The sequence below is a fragment of the Shewanella sp. Iso12 genome (assembly GCF_012030025.1).
Classification (GTDB): Bacteria; Pseudomonadota; Gammaproteobacteria; order Enterobacterales; family Shewanellaceae; genus Shewanella; species Shewanella algae.
The window spans coordinates 386,906-405,565 of sequence record NZ_JAAUHW010000001.1; the positions used below are offsets into that span (position 1 = coordinate 386,906).

General features: G+C 54.5%; 15 protein-coding genes. 3 read left to right on the forward strand and 12 right to left on the reverse strand.

Annotated elements, in window-relative coordinates; translation table 11 throughout:
• Positions 1-17 precede the first annotated feature (17 nt).
• The 4 genes from HCX89_RS01725 to HCX89_RS01740 all read right to left on the reverse strand — a co-directional run bounded on the left by HCX89_RS01725 (position 18) and on the right by HCX89_RS01740 (position 5,545).
• Positions 18-1,874: a fatty acid CoA ligase family protein gene (locus tag HCX89_RS01725; RefSeq protein WP_167714867.1), complete on the reverse strand. Its 1,857-nt coding sequence runs from the start codon at positions 1,872-1,874 to the stop codon at positions 18-20.
• Between the two features lies 1 nt (position 1,875).
• Complete coding sequence (locus tag HCX89_RS01730; protein ID WP_167714869.1) at positions 1,876-2,862, reverse strand: alpha/beta fold hydrolase; 987 nt, start codon at positions 2,860-2,862, stop codon at positions 1,876-1,878.
• 88 nt (positions 2,863-2,950) lie between these two features.
• Entirely contained in the window at positions 2,951-4,000 is a 1,050-nt protein-coding gene (locus HCX89_RS01735) for a 3-oxoacyl-ACP synthase III (RefSeq protein WP_096141333.1), read from the reverse strand.
• Between the two features lie 201 nt (positions 4,001-4,201).
• Positions 4,202-5,545 (reverse strand): SAM-dependent methyltransferase, encoded by a 1,344-nt coding sequence (locus HCX89_RS01740; RefSeq protein ID WP_167714870.1) that lies wholly within the window; start codon positions 5,543-5,545, stop codon positions 4,202-4,204.
• A 493-nt stretch (positions 5,546-6,038) separates the two neighbouring features.
• Here HCX89_RS01740 and HCX89_RS01745 point away from each other — a divergent pair, with 493 nt between their 5' ends.
• Positions 6,039-6,296, forward strand: a complete 258-nt coding sequence (locus tag HCX89_RS01745; protein ID WP_145838939.1) for a DUF1289 domain-containing protein — start codon at positions 6,039-6,041, stop codon at positions 6,294-6,296.
• Positions 6,297-6,385: 89 nt separating this feature from the next.
• Here the strand turns inward: HCX89_RS01745 and HCX89_RS01750 are convergent, their stop codons facing one another.
• The 4 genes from HCX89_RS01750 to HCX89_RS01765 form a co-directional block, all read right to left on the reverse strand.
• Positions 6,386-7,933 carry a peptide MFS transporter gene (locus HCX89_RS01750; protein WP_062793645.1) on the reverse strand — a complete coding sequence of 516 codons (1,548 nt, stop codon included), beginning with the start codon at positions 7,931-7,933 and terminating at the stop codon, positions 6,386-6,388.
• Between the two features lie 357 nt (positions 7,934-8,290).
• Positions 8,291-8,650: a YajD family HNH nuclease gene (locus HCX89_RS01755; RefSeq protein WP_025009816.1), complete on the reverse strand. Its 360-nt coding sequence runs from the start codon at positions 8,648-8,650 to the stop codon at positions 8,291-8,293.
• Positions 8,651-8,674: 24 nt separating this feature from the next.
• Positions 8,675-10,660, reverse strand: coding sequence for a BCCT family transporter (locus tag HCX89_RS01760; protein ID WP_208135609.1), 1,986 nt, complete (start codon positions 10,658-10,660; stop codon positions 8,675-8,677).
• 355 nt (positions 10,661-11,015) lie between these two features.
• Complete coding sequence (locus tag HCX89_RS01765) at positions 11,016-11,606, reverse strand: DUF502 domain-containing protein (RefSeq protein WP_028780326.1); 591 nt, start codon at positions 11,604-11,606, stop codon at positions 11,016-11,018.
• Between the two features lie 191 nt (positions 11,607-11,797).
• Between HCX89_RS01765 and HCX89_RS01770 the strand changes: the two genes are divergently transcribed.
• Complete coding sequence (locus tag HCX89_RS01770) at positions 11,798-12,181, forward strand: VOC family protein (RefSeq protein WP_025009814.1); 384 nt, start codon at positions 11,798-11,800, stop codon at positions 12,179-12,181.
• Between the two features lie 170 nt (positions 12,182-12,351).
• Here HCX89_RS01770 and phoU read toward each other — a convergent pair whose 3' ends face one another.
• The 4 genes from phoU to HCX89_RS01790 all read right to left on the reverse strand — a co-directional run bounded on the left by phoU (position 12,352) and on the right by HCX89_RS01790 (position 17,914).
• On the reverse strand, positions 12,352-13,056 hold the full coding sequence (phoU, locus tag HCX89_RS01775; RefSeq protein WP_025886617.1) for a phosphate signaling complex protein PhoU: 705 nt from the start codon (positions 13,054-13,056) through the stop codon (positions 12,352-12,354).
• A gap of 30 nt (positions 13,057-13,086) precedes the next feature.
• Positions 13,087-13,905, reverse strand: coding sequence for a phosphate ABC transporter ATP-binding protein PstB (gene pstB / locus HCX89_RS01780; protein WP_025009812.1), 819 nt, complete (start codon positions 13,903-13,905; stop codon positions 13,087-13,089).
• Positions 13,906-13,937: 32 nt separating this feature from the next.
• Positions 13,938-15,593 carry a phosphate ABC transporter permease PstA gene (gene pstA / locus HCX89_RS01785; RefSeq protein ID WP_101059108.1) on the reverse strand — a complete coding sequence of 552 codons (1,656 nt, stop codon included), beginning with the start codon at positions 15,591-15,593 and terminating at the stop codon, positions 13,938-13,940.
• A gap of 62 nt (positions 15,594-15,655) precedes the next feature.
• Positions 15,656-17,914, reverse strand: a complete 2,259-nt coding sequence (locus HCX89_RS01790; protein WP_144132188.1) for an ABC transporter permease subunit — start codon at positions 17,912-17,914, stop codon at positions 15,656-15,658.
• Between the two features lie 175 nt (positions 17,915-18,089).
• Here HCX89_RS01790 and HCX89_RS01795 point away from each other — a divergent pair, with 175 nt between their 5' ends.
• Positions 18,090-18,593 (forward strand): glycine cleavage system protein R, encoded by a 504-nt coding sequence (locus tag HCX89_RS01795; protein ID WP_025009810.1) that lies wholly within the window; start codon positions 18,090-18,092, stop codon positions 18,591-18,593.
• The last annotated feature ends 67 nt before the right edge of the window (positions 18,594-18,660 follow it).

The window sequence follows — 18,660 nt, forward strand, 5'->3', positions numbered from 1 at the left end:
GTTTCTGTCTCTGTTATCTATTTTGGCTTCCAGCCGTTTCCATCCAACTGTTTTTGCGCCCAAACAGCAAGTTGCTCGCGAAATATCTTGGCATTATGGCGCACATCCATGGGAAACCCCGGATGCAACATAAAATGCCTGATGCCTCGGGTCAGTGGCTGCTTGTCGGCAAGTACCTGCAACTCGCTAAACAGCTGTTGCTGCTCGGCTGGCGACAGGGATTGCTCAAGCTCGATGCAGATAAGCGGCGCTTTTTCGGGCACTGTGCTATCAGGGGAAGTGCTATCAAGGAAAGTGCTATCAGGGCCAGCAGTAAAAGAGAAAGCGCTCTCTTGGACTGTCCCCCCGCCGCCAGGCTTATTCTGCATCAGTTCAACGCCAACCAGTGCCGAACGTTTAACCTGAGGATGGGTATTGAAAATCCGCTCACAGGGAATAGACAGATAGCGCTTTTGCAGCTCACCGTCCTTAATGACATCCACTCTGTGGGCCTTGCGGCCACACATCCATAAACGGCCCTCGGCATCTAGATAACCGAGATCGCCCATCCGGTGCAGTTGCCGGCCTTTATAGGCAATCTTGGCCTGCTTGTTGGCGCCTTCACGGCGATAGTAGCTCTGGTTGACCACAGCGCCGTCAACGACGATTTCGCCTATCTCCCCCGTCGCCAACTCGAGAGTCGGCGACCAGCTGTCGATGGTCTCTTCACTGATCCCTATGATACTGACCCTTATTCCGGATACCGGCTTACCGACACAGATGCCGCCGCCCTTGTCGGTCATGGCGGAGGTAGTGCCAAGCGCCTTGCTGCCAATCATGGAGACTGGCAGGGATTCGGTGGCGCCATAGGAGTTGAGCACTTCGACATCCTCGGCCAACATGGCGGAGAAACGCGCTATCGCCTTGGGGTCGGCCGGTGCGCCGGCGGATATCACCCGCTTCAGGCTGTGCAGTCGGCGCCCGTTTCCGCCGCGTCCCAAACGGTCGAGCAAGGCAGGGTTCACGAACATATTGCTGCAGGCATAGTGCTCTATGGCGGCAAACAGGTTTTCCGGTCTGGCGGTTATCGGTTTGCTGGCATCCATTTCAGGCACTATCGATGCCATCCCCAGCGCCGGTCCAAAGAGAGCAAATAGCGGGAAAGTCGACAGATCCCGCTCTCCGGGACGAATGCCATAGTCATTTCGCAGCGCGGTTATCTGCGCCTCAAACATGCCGTGGCTGTAGACCACGCCTTTGGGAGTGCCGGTGCTGCCACTGGTAAACAAGATGGCCGCCATCTGCTGCGCGCCTAGCTGTGCCATGGGAAATGTGACTGACTCGGGTGCCCTGGCCAGCAAACGGCTAACACTGCTGCCCCCCCAAGGAGGGTTACGGCCAAGAAAGCCTTCACCTGCCGTCAGCAACAAGCGGATACTGGGTTTGCCCCAACCGAACAGCAATCTGGCCACATGAGCCTTGGGGATCCCAATAAAGGCATCGGGCTCGGCTTCGGCCAGACACTGCTTGAGCTTGGCGATCCCCATGCCGGGATCTACCATCACAGGGATGATCCCCGCCTTGAACAGGGCAAAGGTAAGCACAAAAAACTCTATCCCCGGAGTCACCATAAGCACGGCTTTCATCCCGGGCTTGAAGCCATAGTCGAGCAAGGCGCTAGCAAGCCGGTCGCTGTCGCTGTCCAGGGTCTTGAAATCAAGCTCCTGATAACTGAACTTACCACCGCAGCGACGCTGCACGGCAACCGCCAGGTCCTCGCTCTGGTTAATGGCCGCCTGCTTCAGGTGGCGACACAAGTTGTGCCCCTTGGCGGAGTTTGCCTCTGGGGCCGGTTCATTTGCGGCCACTTGCGAGTCTTCGGCGGGTGGGAACATCTCAGTCAGCGCTCCCGGCTGAGGTTGTTTCCGCCGATGCCTTTTCTTTAGGGTTAGATGTTTGTTCGTCGGCGCTTTTAGCCACTGCCGTTTCATCAATAAAGCGGCGAATATGGGCTATCACCTCATCACTGGCGTCTTCAAGAATATAATGGCCGCAGTCGGCAAAGGCGTGCAGCTCGGCTTTGGGCAGGCGCTGCTGCCAACCTTCAAGGAAGTGCCGGTCAAAGACAAAGTCCTTGAGACCCCAAAGAATAATGGTCGGCACCCGGGTAAACTGCTGCAAACTGGCATCAATCGACTGCACCAAGTCCCAGTTTCTGTCGCCGGGCTTGAGCGGAATATCCTGTACAAACCTCAAAGTCGAGATTCGATTTTGCCAGGAGTTGAATGGTGCCACATAAGCGCGGCGCACATCCGCAGCCATGGGCGCACGTTTGACTCCCACATAGGAAGCGGCGGACGAGAAGGCATTGAAGCCCCGCACCAGCAGGGTGCCAAGCGCGGTATCGCGGCAGATTTTCAGCGCCAGCGGCAAGGGCTTGCTCTTTGGCAAACCGAAGGCGGCGGTATTGAGCAGCACCAGGCGTTTAATCCTCTCAGGATAGCGGGCGGCATAGCCCATGCCTATCATGCCGCCCCAGTCATGCAGCACCAGTGTGATATTGCTGCGAATATCCAGACTGTCCAGCAGTGCTTCCAGATCGTCGATACGCTGCGCCAGCGTATAGTCATAGGCATCATCGCCCGGTTTGTCGGACAAGCCGCAGCCGATATGATCCGGCACCACACATTCATATTGGTCGCTTAACGCCTGCACTAGGTTACGGTAGTAAAAAGACCAGCTGGGGTTACCGTGCACCATCACCACGGCATCGGGGCGTTGGCCGTTAATCCCGGCAGGTTTTTCATGCACATAATGCAGTTTGTGGCCGCCGAGCGTGATGAAATGACGCTTGAACGGGAAGAGTGTATCTAGGGTGGCCATTGGCTATCCTGTTGTTAATTTTGGTTATTTAGGCACTATTCTAATGGGCCCTGTCGAATGGGCATTGTCTAAAACCTGTATCAAGGGCTTACCAGCGCAGCCCCAGCATCATGCAGTTGAGTCCCGAGCCTATGCCAAGAAAGCTCACCCGGTCGCCTGCCTGCAAAAAGCCTTCACCGTGGGCCAGCGCCGCCGACACAGGCAAAGAGACAGTGCCCATATTGCCAAGGCGGGCAAAGGTGGGAAACTCTTTGTGCTCGGCAATGCCCAGGGCGCCCAGTACTTGTTTTCGGTTGGCAGCCCCCACCTGATGACAGATAACCTTATCCACCTGTCCGGCAAGCCACTGGCGCTGCTGCAAAAACTGCTCCCAGGTCTGGCGCGCCAGCTCCACCCCCTCCTTCAAAAGGGCAACGGCATCTGTGCGCATCACTTCGCGGTAGAGGCGGTTACCGACCTCGACAAAACCCCACTGACACATCTGATGATGCTCCGGCGCCGCCAACTGACTGGCACCGAGCAACTGATGCTTGCGGGAGGTGGTAAGCGGCAAGCTGCCATCCGTGAGGATAACGGCCACGGCACCTGAGCCGCCGGTCAAGGTGGCCAGAGAAGCCGCAAAGTTTGCCATGCTGGGTTCGGCCAGCATCTGCTCTATGGACGCCTCGACTATCTCCCGGGATGATTCACAGGACACCACCATACCGGCGCGGATCTGCCCCAGTTCAATACGGTTGGCCACATCCAGAATACCGGACAGGACTCCCAGGCAGGCGTTGCTGATATCAAAAACGGCGCAGTCGCGCCCGATACCTATGGCAGAAGCCACAGCGCAGGCCGTGGCTGGCTCATGCTGGTCACGGCACACGCCGGTGTAAACCAAGGCGCCAAGCGCTTTGGGATCCAGCCCTGTCTCGGCCAGCGCCTTTTGGGCGGCGCACACTGCACCTTGGGAAACCTTGAAGCCCTTGGGCCACCAACGACGCTCCTCAATGCCCGTCAGGGCAGCGAGTTGCCCAATGGGGATACGAAACTTTTGATAAAGCGGCGCAAGCCGGGATTCCAACTCGCGGCTGGACACCATTTCCGGCGCCAACTCATAAGCCAGACTATTGATATACACACGGGAATAATTCATGAAAAGCCAATCGCTCTCTCGGGCGCTCTGTGCCCTTGTTATCTTTTGGGGTCGTGATAATTAAGTCTTATGCCCCAGGCTGGCGTCATTTGACCAAGAAACGCCGGGGTATTCAATAAAAAACGCATTAAGCCGGTACTTGGCGCCGACTAATTCCCCGCTTGAGAGACATCTCTGTCCAAGCGGGCCTTGTTGTTTCATTTATCGGCTACCAGGCAACCAGGCATGGATTAAGGCATTGCGCGGCGTGGTGGCCTGCTCACAAAAGGCGCCGAGCTGCACCCGGTAACCGGCCTCCAACAGGAAACAGACCCTATCGAGCAGCAGATACCGTTCAATAACCGGCCGAAACAGATGTGCCGCCAAGTCAATACGGGCGGTTAATCTGCGCCTTTGCTCCCCCAAGCGCTGATAGGCGGCAAAATCCACCGCCTCAGGCAATAGCACTCCCTTTTGCGCCGCGGCCCAAAGACAGAAGTCCTTGAAGCTGCCGGACAGCTGACTCTGCCGTACCGCAGGCAGTGGCAGATAAGTGTCCTGAGCACGCACTTCACGCTGCAGACTATCGAATCCGAGCCGCCAACTGACCTCTTTGATCCTGTCGGCGCGCGCCTTTTGATTGGCAATAACACTGTGATTAAGCGGCAGTTGCAGCGCCGTCTTATCCAGTCGCAGCGCCTGCTCTTGGGCACTTTGACTCAAGGGAGTGATATCGCCGGAGGGCAAGAGGTGATAACAACAAGGGGAAACCGAGACCACAGCGGTACCACTTGCAACCGCGCGGCGCAGCAGCGTCAGGTGCAGCTCGCCGCAGGCATGCAGCGCAATGGCATGCTGCTTGGGCTTGAGATAACAAGGCTCGGCGGCAAAGGCATCGGCACAGACAAATTGCTGCGGCAAGTTACGTTTTTTTGCCGCTAGCTCGCCGGCTTCGCACAAAGATGCTTGCCACTCCAGGCTCAATACCGCCTTGCCGCTCAAGGCGCTGAGCAGGCGCCCGAGATGCCCTTTTCCGGCGCACCACTCCAATAAAGGAAAGGGGTTGTTATGGGTGGCGATGGTATTGGCAAAGCGGCTTATCTGCTGCCATTTTCGGCCCTTTATACCGGCACTGAGCCGGGCCTCGGTTGACGCGCAGAGCTTAGGTTGGCCATTATCCTGCTCAGGTGCCGGATAATCAAAGAGGTGCCAGACAAAGTGTCTCTTGTCCCACAGGGCCAATTCCTGCTCGCTCAAGTCTGCAACCAAGGCCGGCCAGAGGGTTGCCAACAACAATGACTGACTGGCATCCACAGTCTCGAGCGCATCGTCATCAATAGCCCAGAGCGCTGCGGCCAGCTTGGCAAAGCGCTGCTGCCAGGGAAGCTTGTGGTGCTCGAAACTCCTGACACTCCAAAGCGCGCGGCTTGAGAGCAACAACTGACTGAGCTGTCGAAGCTCTGCTTTCACCTCGGGCAAGCTGCAATCAACTGCCGTCAGCCGGGTTTCAACCCTGCCGGCCACTGGCTCGGCTTGCCGGGGGGAATTCTGTTGGCAGTCACACATTTTACTGGCCCGATTAACTTAAAGGGGTCGCATTATAGCCCCTGGTTGCCTTTGAGGAAAATAGCGCCACCCAAGCAGGAAACAGGGGGCAAAGCCTGCGAAAAAGCTGGGGTTGAGTCTCCCGCTTGCTGATAGCTTTACAGCTAAGGGGAAAAGCCAGCAGTAGGGACTAATTCACATAACAAATTGATTAGGAGTGGATTATTGTTTCAATAAACTATGCCTAAAGCCCGAGTCATCATCTTTCCTGGCGGCTTGGCAACGAAAGCTGCCGCCGCTATTTTCAGGTATAAATCCGCTCAAAGCTGTTACCTTTGCACCTGCCGCAATAGACTGGTGCATTCAAGCTGACAAAACAATCGAACCAACTCAATCTAACGAACTCAATCTAACGAAATGGTCGAGTGAAATCGGTAGAGCGAAATCAATCGCGCCAATTCACGGCGCTACACTCCGCCGCTGAACAGAATATTGATAAGAAGGATGTTGAATGATCCAATCTCCCTGCGTGGCGCGTTGCGGCCTCAATGAAGACGACTTTTGTATGGGCTGCCTGCGCCATATAGATGAAATCGTCAATTGGAGCCGTTGCCCGGATGAAGAGAAACGCGCCATTATTGCCAAACTCCCGGAGCGAAAACGCGCCTTTTCGGGCATGGAAAACAGCGGCATTATCAGCAGAACCAAATACCTCGAGGCAGAGGCCAGGCTTGGGCGCAGCGACAAGAGTAAAGCAAGTAAAAAAGAGTGATACAGCTTTAAGCGTTCAAGGCAACCAAGCCTTCATAAAGAAAAAGACCGCAATCGCGGTCTTTTTGGGATTTATAGGTCACTCAGTCATTACTGCTCTGAGCTGACATTCCCAAGGGAACTGGCGGCACCGCCATTACCGTTGTGGGAATGGTGAGTTTCTGTGAGGCGACGCATCAGCGGCAATACTGCCAGCGCGATAAAGGTACAAACCAGCGCCGCTATCCCCAACTTGTTGAACAAGCTGGTGTAGATGGGCAGAGTCTCAAGCGGATCGGTTATGTTCTTCGGCACACTGGCGAAGTTGGCCACCACACCACCCAGATACTGAGAGATGCCCGAGGCGACAAAGTAAGCCCCCATCATAAAGCCCCCCATGCGCTCAGGTACGTAACGGGCAATCATAGCCAAGCCCAAACCACTGACCAGCAGCTCACCGAGTGAGTATGCGCCATAACCCCAGATCATCACCCAGGAAGAGGTCTTGCCATCGACGGCGAACATACCGGCAAAGCTGTAGATGAAGAAACCCAGCGCCACTACAGCAAAGCCCAGTGCGAACTTGGCGGCGATGGAAATATCCTTGTTGTTACGTCCGGCAGTGGCATAAACCCAGGCCAGCACAGGACTGAGCAACATGATCCAGATAGGGTTCAAGGCCTGGAACTGCGCCGGTGACCAGGTCCACAGATCGATACCAAAGGCCTGGAAGTTCCAGTCGACGTTACGCAGGGCAAACAGCGCCAGCGAGGTAGACATCTGTTGGTAAAACACAAAGAAGAATACAGTTTGTACCGTCAGAACCAAGGCGGCTATCAAACCGGCCCGTTCACTGGTTTCACTGTTTTTAATCAAGTAGATAAAGATACCGAGTACGGCGGCACCAGCTGTGTAAACAAAGGCGCGGGCCACATCTTCATATTCGAGGATAAAGGCTGAAGCCACTACCGACAGGGCCGCCAGGCCGAGTACCGCAAACAGCTTATTCATTTCTACTGGACGGGTATCCGGCTCTGAGCCGTAGTTGGCCAGAGTCTTACGCATCATGGCGTAGTTACCCAGGCCTACCAGTAGGCCCACGCAGCAGACGGCGAAAGCCGCATGCCAGCCAAACTCGTTGCCATAGTTGGCGTTGACGTAATCTTTAATCCAGGGAGTCAACAACATGGAGAAGGTGGAACCTACGTTCACCGCCATGTAGTAAATGGTAAAGGCGCTGTCTATCTTGGAGTCGTCCCCTTCATAGATTTTGCGCACCAGGTTACCGGCATTGGGTTTGAACAAACCGTTACCGACAACGATTACCCCAAGGGCCGAAAACAGGAACCAGGTGTTTTCGGTCGGCACTGTCATCAAGGCATAACCCAATGACAGAATACCGGCACCGAGCAACATGGTGCGCTTGGTACCGAGAATTTTATCCCCGACCCAGCCACCAATCGCCGGCGACACATAAATCAATGCGGCACAGGCACTCCATACCAGGTTGGCGCGACTGTCCTCAAACCCTAGACGCTGTACCATGAAGTACACGATAAGCGCCTGCATACCGTAATAACCGAAACGTTCCCATAGCTCGATAAGTGACACAGTCATAAAAGAATGCGTCTTGCTTACCTTAGGAGACCCTAATGTCATTTTGCTTGCTTCCATCTTGATTTGAAATAATTGTCAGACGAGTATAAGACTGCTGGCCGCACAATCCAACGCAAACTCTGGGGCAAAACACACTTTGTCGCAATTCTCCTACTCAGCTCAAATTCCATTGGCGAATTTTTCAACAAAACACTTGCCTTCAGTGGGGAAAACAGAGCAAACCCAGCTGCCACAGGGGTTTCCACTAATTAATGAGAATTTTTATCAGTTCCAAAATCACCACCAAGGCGACTTGAAAACAGCATTTATCAGCGCCTATGACATAAAAAAACCGTCCTTGAATGGACGGTTTTTGCATTGAATGGCTTAAGCCTTATCAGGCCTTCCCAAAAGAAGCGGTCAATCTTTGGCCGCCATTCTCGCCTTGAGATCGGCAAAAGGATTAAAGGTGGCCGGCGCCTGTTTGGCTTCACTGGTGTCGCCGTACTGCACCAATTCTTCAAACCTGGAGTGCTCGTTGTCATGGCAGTAGAGACACAACAGCTCCCAGTTGGAACCATCTGAAGGGTTGTTGTCGTGATTGTGATCTCTGTGATGCACAGTCAACTCACGCAAGTTCTTGTGGGTAAACTCCCTGGCACAGCGGCCACAGACCCAAGGATAAAGCTTGAGCGCCTGCTCCCGATAGCCTTTTTCACGACTCGCCTGATACTCACGGGCCTGCGCCAGCACCCGATCCAATTTACTCTGTTCTGCCATCTTTCTTTTCCGGTGAACGGGCCCTTAAGGGCCCTCTACATATTCTGCGCTGGACAGATGCAGATAATGCAGGTGCTTCTCATACTGAGTCACCACATCTGCCTGGATTTGCTCTTCCGTATAACCCATCACATCATAATACTGTCCGCCGTGTTCGAGGAAGACTTCAACCCGGAAGTAGTTATTTTGTGACTCATCCTCAGCTTCTGCCTGAGTCTGATGGGTCACAGGCAGCGTAAAGGCGCGGATCCGCAAGCCATAGACAAAGGTCTGCACCTCTTCATTTTCGATGACCAACCTCACCCTGTCTTCATCGTACTGGAGATCGGCATTGATACCGCGGGACAAGAAGCCCTGAGAGACCTTGGACAGCGCCGGTGTCGCCACGTTGTCGACAAAGCGCCGCGCCTGCTCGTAGGAGGGATGCGACACTAACACATCTATCCTGTCTTCCCAGGACACGCTGGTTCTGGCGTACTGCACACTGGTGGTATGCAACTGCACGCTGTTGATTTTGAGCCAGTCATCCTGCAACGCCTTGAACAGGCCAAAGCAAATAAGCAGCATCACCAACAAGAACGGCATGGCACTGGCAATCGCTGCCGTTTGCAGCGCCTGCAAGCCACCTGCGAGCAGCAGCACAGAGGCAACCACACCTTGCATCAGGGCCCAGAAGATCCGCTGCCATACTGGCGCATCGGCATCGCCGCCTGAGGTCAGGTTATCGATCACCAAAGAGCCTGAGTCCGACGAGGTCACAAAGAAGGTCACCACCAGACACACAGCGATGACTGACAGCAAACTGGAAAGCGGCAAGTGCTCGAAGAAGGTAAACAGGGCGACTGACACATCGGTAGAAACCGCGGTAGCCAGATATTCGGCGCCATGGTTCATGATGGCATCTATCGCCGAGTTACCGAAAACCGTCATCCACAGGAAAGTGAAACCACTGGGAACAAATAAAATCCCCACCAGGAACTCACGAATGGTGCGGCCGCGGGAGACCCGGGCGATAAAGGTACCGACAAAAGGTGACCAGGATATCCACCAGCCCCAGTAGAGCAGAGTCCAGCCACCGAGCCAGTCATTCTTCTGCTCGTAGGCATAGAGGTTAAAGGTCTTGCTCACCAGCTCACTCAAATAGCTGCCGGTGTTTTGCACGAAAGACTGCAGCAGAGCAACCGTTGGACCAAACAGCAGTACTATCATCATCAGCACAAAAGCCAGCCCGAGGTTAAGCTCACTTAAACGCTTCACCCCTTTATCCAGGCCGGAAAACACAGAGCCGGTGGCGATAAGAGTGATACCTATGATCAGTGCCACCTGTACAGTACTGCTGATAGGGAAAGAATCACCCAACAGATAGTTGAGTCCCGAGTTAACCTGCAATACCCCGAAGCCCAATGAGGTAGCCACACCAAACATGGTGCCAAGCACGGCAAAGGTGTCGACGCAGTGGCCTATGGGGCCATAAATACGTTCACCAATCAGAGGATAAAGGGCACTTCTTGGCAGCAGCGGCAGCTTATGCCGATAGCTGAAATAGGCCAGACTCAAGGCCACTACCGCATAGATGGCCCAGGCGTGAATACCCCAGTGGAAGAAGGTGATCTTCATCGCCTCTTTGGCGGCTTCAACTGTCTGGGGATCCGCGTCCGGCGGTGCCAGATAGTGCATCACAGGTTCACCAACCCCAAAGAACATCAAGCCTATGCCCATACCGGCAGAGAACAGCATGGCAATCCAGCTCTTGTAGCTGTAATCCGGCTCGGCATGATCCGGCCCAAGCTTGATATCACCGAAGCGACTCACCATCACAAAGATGATGAATACCAGAAAAATGGCCACGCCCATGATGTAGAGCCAGCCGGCCTTCAACTCCAGCCAGGATTGAGCTGACTTAAATAGCTCCTGTGCTTCATTCGGCCAGACGGCACACACCAACACCATGAAGGCGATACAGATCACTGACGAAAAAAACACCGGAGGATTAATACTCGACTTAATCAAATTTTGCGCTCCTTTTTACGGATAAAACTGCGCTGCCTGCGATCAAGTTCCTAAGTTACCGCTGAACTCGGCCGGGGACAACGCTTATCCAAAGCCACACCAAAAGCTTATAGGGTGTTTATGTGCAGTATGTGACACCCTTCCGCGGACAAGCTCTCGGCTTGATAAAAATGGAAGAGATAGGACCCACCGGGATCAAAGTGTTGGCGGGACAGACAAGATTACCGTGGCATATTGAATGGCAATCGACTCAGACACAAACTGCTACTTTTGGCAACAATCGGCGCTGATTATACACAAAAACGGACAAAATGGGGAGTCTCTGGCGACTCCCGCTCACAGAATCAGCCTTTTCCTACTCGCCGCTTTTGGGGGTTTGTGAAATACCCGCGGTCAGATTAAAGCGCATCGCCTCCTCGAATGACCAATCCACCATGATCAAGTCCTCTCGTTTGACCAGGCTGGTGACCCCGGCCATCTGATAGGAGAGTTGAAACAGCACAGGCACCCAGTCCCCTTCGGGCAAGGCATCGAGCAGCGGCTGAGGCGGCTTGTCCGTCATAATAAAGCCGACCACAAAACCGCCGTTTGCCTGGCGCACCAATACCGTTTGCTGCGACTTGGGCTTACTGCCATCTCGGTTCATCAAAGAAGCAATATCGCGGATACTGCCATAGACAGACTTGAACAGGGGAAAGCGCATCAACTGCCGTTCAATCCAGCTCCAGAGCCAAACGATGGGGCTGACAGAAAACAGTAAACCGGCAACAAATACCAAGGCTGTGACCAATATAAAACCGGCTCCGGTAAATACAGTGTCCATGCCCACCAGAGAGAAGAGTAACTTGCCCAGGCTGTCGAGAGATTCAAACAAGGACCAGAACAGCCAGAGACTAAGCGCCATGGGCAGCAGATTAAGCAAGCCGCGGATCAGGGTTTGTTTCATTGAATTCCTCTTGATATTTAAGACTGTATAGGGCGCAGGACAGAGGCTCAAAGGAAGGTTTCTCGGCTGCCCCTTCCCCAACAGGCGCTCAACTCTGTATCCTGACAGAGACGCAAATCGATAGCAAAATGTTGTGCATATTACCCCGGGAGGCCGCAGGGTCTCCCGGGTGCGACAAGGAGAATAACAGCATGCGCGTAACCCGACTGGACCACCTGGTGTTGACCGTCCGCGACATAGAGCAGAGTGTCGCCTTCTACCAAAAACTGGGCATGAAACGCCAAACCTTTGCCGATAACAGAACGGCGCTGCAATTTGGCGATCAGAAAATCAACCTGCACCAGCTTGGCCGCGAATATTACCCCAATGCCGCCAAAGCCCAAAGTGGTTCGGCGGACTTGTGCTTTATCACCTGTGGTTCACTCGAGGATGTTATGGCGCATCTCAGTGCCGTGGGTATCGACATCGAAGAGGGCCCCGTCGCCCGTACCGGCGCCACCGGCCCGATAGACTCAGTCTATATTCGCGATCCTGACGGCAACCTGATCGAGCTGGCAGAATACCGCGTGGACTAGGCTGGGTTTTGACGAGACTGCTTTGACTAAGTCCTATGTTGACTAAGTGCTCTGTTGACCAAAAGCTCCGTTGACCGGGCGGTGCAGCTAACCGAGCTGCACCAGCCTGCACAGGCACAAAAAAGCCGCTTGACTACAAGCGGCTTTCTCTAAGGCTCGCGGATAAGAGCTTAAAGCTCTTTTTCCATCTCCTCGTAGGAGACGTGGCGTACGTCTTTGCCCTTGACGTAGTAAATCACGTACTCACAGATGTTTTTGCAGCGGTCCCCTACCCGCTCAACCGCGCGGGCAGCCCAGAGCACATCCAGCACACCTGGGATAGAGCGGGGATCTTCCATCATGTAAGTCATCAACTGGCGAATGATGCCTTCATATTCCTTGTCCAGCTTGGCATCTTCCTTGTGCAGCTCCAGCGCCGAGTCGGCATCCATCCGTGCCAATGCATCCAGGGTCGAGTGCAACATACGGGTGGCATGGCGCCCCATGGACTCAATGCTGACCAGCAGCGGCTGCTGATTATTGCTGCGCTTCTCCTGTGCCGCCTTGGCGATACGCACACAGGCATCGCCGATGCGCTCAAGATCGGCAATCGTCTTGGAGATGGCTATCACCAGACGCAAGTCGCTGGCCGCCGGCTGACGCTTGGCAATGATGCGAGTACACTCTTCATCTATCATCACCTCCATGCCGTTGACCTTGTGATCGCCCTCGATCACCTTCTGCGCCAACTCGGTATCCAGGCTGCCCAGGGCATCCAGCGCCTGTTCCAACTGCCGCTCCACCATACCGCCCATGGCCAGCACCCGGTTGCGGATATCTTCCAGCTCGGCATTGAACTGGCCTGAGATATGTTTATTCAGGTTCTTGTTTTCCATTTGCTTCCCCTTGCTCGGACGCAGCGTTTATCAACCGTAGCGGCCGGTAATATAATCTTCGGTCTTACTCTGTTTTGGCGTGGTAAAGATAGTGTTGGTATCCGAGTACTCGATCAGCTCGCCCATATACATAAAGGCAGTCTGATCCGATACCCTGGCCGCCTGCTGCATGTTGTGCGTCACTATCACCACGGTGTACTTGGACTTGAGCTCTGTGATCAGCTCTTCGATAGTCAGGGTCGAGATAGGATCCAGTGCCGAAGTTGGCTCATCGAGCAGCAAGACTTCAGGCTCAATGGCTATCGCCCGGGCAATCACCAGACGCTGCTGCTGACCACCGGACAACCCGAAGGCGTTGTCATGCAATCTGTCTTTCACCTCGTCCCAGATGGCGGCGCCGCGCAGTGAACGCTCACAGGCCTCATCCAGCTCACGGCGGTTACTCACGCCCTGCAGGCGCAGGCCATAGACGACATTTTCATAAATGGACTTGGGGAAAGGATTGGGACGCTGGAACACCATGCCCACATTGCGTCTCAGCGCCGCGACATCGACTTTCTTGTCGTAGATGTTTTGGCCATGGAGCAAAATCTCCCCGTCGATATGGCAGTTATCCACCAGATCGTTCATCCGGTTGATACAGCGCAGCAAGGTAGACTTACCGCAACCACTGGGGCCGATGAAGGCGGTGACCTTCTTCTTGGGGATCTTCATGGAAACATCAAACAGCGCCTGCTTGTCACCATAGCGCAAATCCAGGTTACGGATCTCCAGCGCCGTCTCTTCGGCAGGCAGGTTCGCCAGATCCAGCGTCTCAGTATTCATTACCGATGAGTCTATCGAAATCATATTCTGTCCTATCACTTCAGGATAATCGTCAATTAGTGTTCAAGCGAGCGGTACTTTTCACGCAGATGGTTGCGCACGCTGATAGCCGTCAGGTTGAGTGCCACGATCACAGATACCAGCAGGAACGAGGTGGCATAGACCAAAGGCCTGGCAGCTTCTACGTTGGGGCTCTGGAAACCGACATCATAAATATGGAACCCGAGGTGCATGAACTTACGCTCAAGATGCACGAAGGGGAAATTCATATCCACAGGCAAGGTAGGCGCCAACTTGACCACCCCCACCAGCATCAAGGGTGCCACTTCGCCGGCGGCGCGGGCAACAGCCAGAATAAGCCCTGTCATAATCGCCGGGCTGGCCATGGGGATAATAATCCGCCACAGGGTTTCGGCCTTGGTGGCCCCCAGTGCCAGGCTGCCCTGACGCACTGAGCTTGGAATACGTGACAAGCCTTCTTCGGTGGAAACTATCACCACAGGCAGGGTCAGAATCGCCAAAGTCAGTGCCGACCAGATAACCCCGGGAGAGCCAAAGGTGGGCGACGGCAACGCCTCTGGATAGAACAGCTGATCCAGCGAGCCCCCCAACATATAGACAAAGAAGCCCAGACCAAACACCCCGTACACAATCGAAGGCACACCGGCGAGGTTGATCACCGCGATACGTATCATCTTGGTGATCGGCCCTTTCTTGGCGTATTCGTGCAGATAGATGGCGGCCACCACACCGAATGGTGTCACTATCACGGCCATCAACAACACCATGAATACTGTGCCGAAAATCGCCGGAAACACCCCGCCCTCTGTGTTGGCTTCGCGGGGGTCGTCACTGATAAAGCGTCCCAGACCAACAAACCAGTGGCCAACCTTGTCGATAAAGCCCATGCGGTTGACATAGCTGACATCGAGCACCGAATCCAGGCTGAGAGTCACTTCTTCACCACGCATGTCGCGTACTATCACAGAGTCGCGTCCGGCTTGCTCACGCAGAGAGAACAGCTGCTTTTCCAACCCTTGATAATGCTGATCCAGTTGTTGACGCTTGGACTCAAGCTCGGCCTTGCGCTCAGGCGTCAGGGCATCGTCAAGCTCATAGCCACGCTCTTTAAGGCGCAGACGTTCGAGCTCATAGTTAACCGCGCCTATGTCCTGCTTCTGCAGTGTCATCGCCTGATCGGCCAGGTCCACTGCGCGCTCGATATGCTCCTCGAGTGAGTGCTGCACATCGCCGCCTAGCTCCAGCCGCTGGCCCTTCTCAATCACGGCCACAGGATAGCCGTAGAAGTTACCGTTCTTGGTACGCTCTATCATGGCCAAGCCTTCCGGGGTGGAGCGCGACAAAATATCTGTCTCCAGAATCCAGCGGAAATCCAAGCCGACAAACTCACGGTTACCCGTCTTGACCAGATAGCGGGTCACAAACTCACCCGGCTCTGAGTTGAAGTGGTAACCGGCGGATTTCAACCGCTCGGTCGGCACTTCTTCTCTGTCGTACAGCTCTCCTATCAGGGTGTAGCGCTGGCCTTTGTCATCCTGCATCTCCCACTGATAGATATCCGCGGGCCAGAAATAGCTCAGGCCACGCCAGGCGATGAGTAACAATAGCCCCAACACCGCAATCAAACTCAGGCTAACGGCGCCCCCTGTCATCCAGATCCAGGGAGAGCCTGATTTAAACCACTTACCCATTGCACAAACCCCTTAAGGTGATTGGCGAAACATCTAGTGTTCTATTCATAATTTCTCTCCCGTTACAGTGAGCTGTAGCGGTCACGCAGACGCTGACGCACCACTTCGGCCACAGTGTTGAACAGGAAGGTAAAGATAAAGAGCACAAAGGCTGCGAGGAACAATACCCGGTAATGGGAGCTGCCGATGGCCGACTCCGGCATTTCCACCGCGATATTGGCCGCCAGGGTCCGCATCCCTTCAAACACGCTCCACTCCATGATGGCGGTGTTCCCCGTGGCCATGAGTACAATCATGGTTTCACCCACGGCGCGGCCAAGGCCCATCATGACTGCCGAGAATATCCCCGGGCTTGCGGTCAGCAGCACTACCCGGGTCAGGGTCTGCCAGGGGGTCGCTCCCAAGGCCAGGCTGCCGTTCGACAGATGACGCGGCACAGAGAAGATGGCGTCTTCGGCAATGGAGAAGATGGTTGGAATGACGGCAAAGCCCATGGCAATCCCCACCACCAGCGCATTACGCTGATCGAAGGTGATCCCCAATTCATTGGTGATGAACTGGCGGGTGTCGCCGTGGAAGAAGGCCACTTCGATTGCCGGGCTGATGGCAAAAGAGAACCAACCGACAAAACAGATAACCGGGATCAGCATCAGTTCCTGATAGGTTTCAGGCAGTATCGCCTTAATGCGACCCGGCAGCTTGGACCAGGCATAGGCACTGGTCACTATGCTTATCGGCAACAACAGCAGCAAGGCCAGAATGCCGGGCAGATGCTCTTCAATCAGCGGCGCCAGCCAGAGACCGGCCAGGAAACCGAGGATCACTGTCGGCAGGGCTTCCATGATTTCAATGGTGGGTTTGACTATGCTGCGCACCTTGGGCGACATGAAATAGGCGGTATAGATGGCGCCGGCAATCGCCAGAGGAACGGCAAACAGCATGGCATAGAACGCCGCCTTGAGCGTACCGAATGCCAGCGGCATCAGGCTGAGCTTGGCTTCAAAATCATCCGAGCCGGAAGTCGACTGCCAGACAAACTGCGGCTCAGGGTAACCTTCATACCATACCTTGTTCCACAGGGCGCTCCAGGAAACTTCCGGATGGTCGTTATCAACCGCGTACAGGTGCAGCTTGCTGCCATCTTCAATGATCAAGGCATTGGAGCGGGGGCTGAAGCCCATAACACCCGGCGCCTTGAAGTCGAACTTCTTATCGAACAGCTCGCGCTCACTCGTGGTGTAAAGCAAAGACAGTTCACCCTCAGGGCTTACTGTGGCAAAGCTCTTACGGTAGAACTCAGAGGCTATGGTGTCCACCTTACCCAAACCGCTAAACTCGCGGATCTCCTGATAGACACGGCCGCGGTCGCTGGCCACCTGAAAATACTGGGCCACCACACCGCTGTCGTAGCCTACCAGCAGTGAACTGGCGCCCGCCAGCAGGCTCAAACTGGTGACCTTGGCCTTGGCTTTCTCAACATCTATCACCTGTTGCAGCGATATTTCATCCGCATACTGAATCTTGTAGACAAAAATCTTGTTGCCGGACTGCAGCAGCAGTTGGCGCTGATCCGGGGTCATGAGTTGATGTTCAGTACGGGAAGGCGCATCCGGCAGTGGCATGGTTTGTGTGTTCCACTCCACTTCCTCGGTCATCATGTTCTCTTCGCCGACCATCTTGGTCAGTTGCCAGCGATTCTGGCTGTCTTGATAGGCAAAGCTCATGCTCTCCGAGCTATAGCCGAAGGCGAGGTTCTTGAGTGGCGAGCCATCCTCGGCAACCGTCAGTGCCGACTCCCCCAGTGGATACTTAACCTTGGGAGTGATTAGGCGCTGGTTATTGGGATAGCTAACACCAAACTCGACCCCGGCCAACAAGAGTTGACCGTTATCCAGTCCGAGGGCAAACAACTGCTGGCTTGGGGCACTGACTGCGCTGCTGACCACTTTGCTCGAATCTGGCACTGGCAGTTTCACCTGCTGGTGCTGCTGATCGCCTTTGACCCTGAAGAAATCCACCACGCCTTGGTCACCGACCCGATAGAGCAGTTCATTTTGCTCGTCACTGCCCACCATCAGCGTCTTGTCTGAACTGGCCGGCAGGCTCACTTCGGTGACGGGTTCAACACTGGCGCCGTCAAACACCGGCTTAATCACGTAAAGCAGATAGAAAAAGATCAACAAAAGGGCGACGAACACCATGGTTCCGCCCACTGTTACCCCTATCTGCGCGGCCTTATCCTTGAAGGCTCTGCGGCCGGAGCCCTTGCTCACCAACAGATCTTTCGACGCAGAAGCAGGCTGAATGACCTGACTTTCCATTAAGAACCTCTATTATTAATAGCTGTTAGGCTTTTTTACCGAATTAACCGTACGTTATTGCGTTTCGGCCAACCCAGGTAAGACCATCCCTTATCGAGTGGCTGGGATTATATGACGCAAAAATGACAATAGTGTTACATAGCTTTTTTTAACATTATTCAGGAGTCTGTCTACCATGCTTCGTTACCTTATCACACTGCAAGTCCCTGACAGAAAAGGATTGGTTGAGCAGATTGCCCATGCGGTCAGCCGTCACGGTGGCAACTGGCTCGACTCGGAATTACGTCATATAGACGGAATTTTTGCCGCTATTTTGCTACTTGAGGTGCCCAGCGAACACTGGGATGACCTGCTCGATGCCCTGGAGTGCATCGATGGTATGGCGCTCACCAGTGCCAGGGCCGGCCAGCAGCAGAAATATATCAAACGCCTGAGTTTCAACCTGGTGGCCTACGACAGGCCCGGGCTGGTGCTGGACATTTCCAACAGGATCAATGCCCTGGGCATCAATATCGAGCAATTCAGCAGCAAGTTTGAAACCGCGGGCCATACCGGCATCGCCCTGTTTCGGGCCACCATCAGCCTGGGATTGACCGACCCTATGCAGGAGGAGCGCCTGACCGAATCCCTCTACAGCATAGGTGATGATCTGGTACTGGATAAGCTGAATCTGACCTGAGCCCGATACTGCAGCTGCCCGACCTCTGACTCTTGAACGCCTGCAAAAGCAGCAACCGATGTGCAAT

Coding starts and splice junctions, on each gene's coding strand:
- HCX89_RS01725 (WP_167714867.1), bottom strand. CDS start 1,874: ATGTTCCCACCCGCCGAAGACTCGCAAGTGGCCGCAAATGAACCGGCC.
- HCX89_RS01730 (WP_167714869.1), bottom strand. CDS start 2,862: ATGGCCACCCTAGATACACTCTTCCCGTTCAAGCGTCATTTCATCACG.
- HCX89_RS01735 (WP_096141333.1), bottom strand. CDS start 4,000: ATGAATTATTCCCGTGTGTATATCAATAGTCTGGCTTATGAGTTGGCG.
- HCX89_RS01740 (WP_167714870.1), bottom strand. CDS start 5,545: ATGTGTGACTGCCAACAGAATTCCCCCCGGCAAGCCGAGCCAGTGGCC.
- HCX89_RS01750 (WP_062793645.1), bottom strand. CDS start 7,933: ATGACATTAGGGTCTCCTAAGGTAAGCAAGACGCATTCTTTTATGACT.
- HCX89_RS01755 (WP_025009816.1), bottom strand. CDS start 8,650: ATGGCAGAACAGAGTAAATTGGATCGGGTGCTGGCGCAGGCCCGTGAG.
- HCX89_RS01765 (WP_028780326.1), bottom strand. CDS start 11,606: ATGAAACAAACCCTGATCCGCGGCTTGCTTAATCTGCTGCCCATGGCG.
- HCX89_RS01770 (WP_025009814.1), top strand. CDS start 11,798: ATGCGCGTAACCCGACTGGACCACCTGGTGTTGACCGTCCGCGACATA.
- phoU (WP_025886617.1), bottom strand. CDS start 13,056: ATGGAAAACAAGAACCTGAATAAACATATCTCAGGCCAGTTCAATGCC.
- pstB (WP_025009812.1), bottom strand. CDS start 13,905: ATGATTTCGATAGACTCATCGGTAATGAATACTGAGACGCTGGATCTG.
- pstA (WP_101059108.1), bottom strand. CDS start 15,593: ATGGGTAAGTGGTTTAAATCAGGCTCTCCCTGGATCTGGATGACAGGG.
- HCX89_RS01790 (WP_144132188.1), bottom strand. CDS start 17,914: ATGGAAAGTCAGGTCATTCAGCCTGCTTCTGCGTCGAAAGATCTGTTG.
- HCX89_RS01795 (WP_025009810.1), top strand. CDS start 18,090: ATGCTTCGTTACCTTATCACACTGCAAGTCCCTGACAGAAAAGGATTG.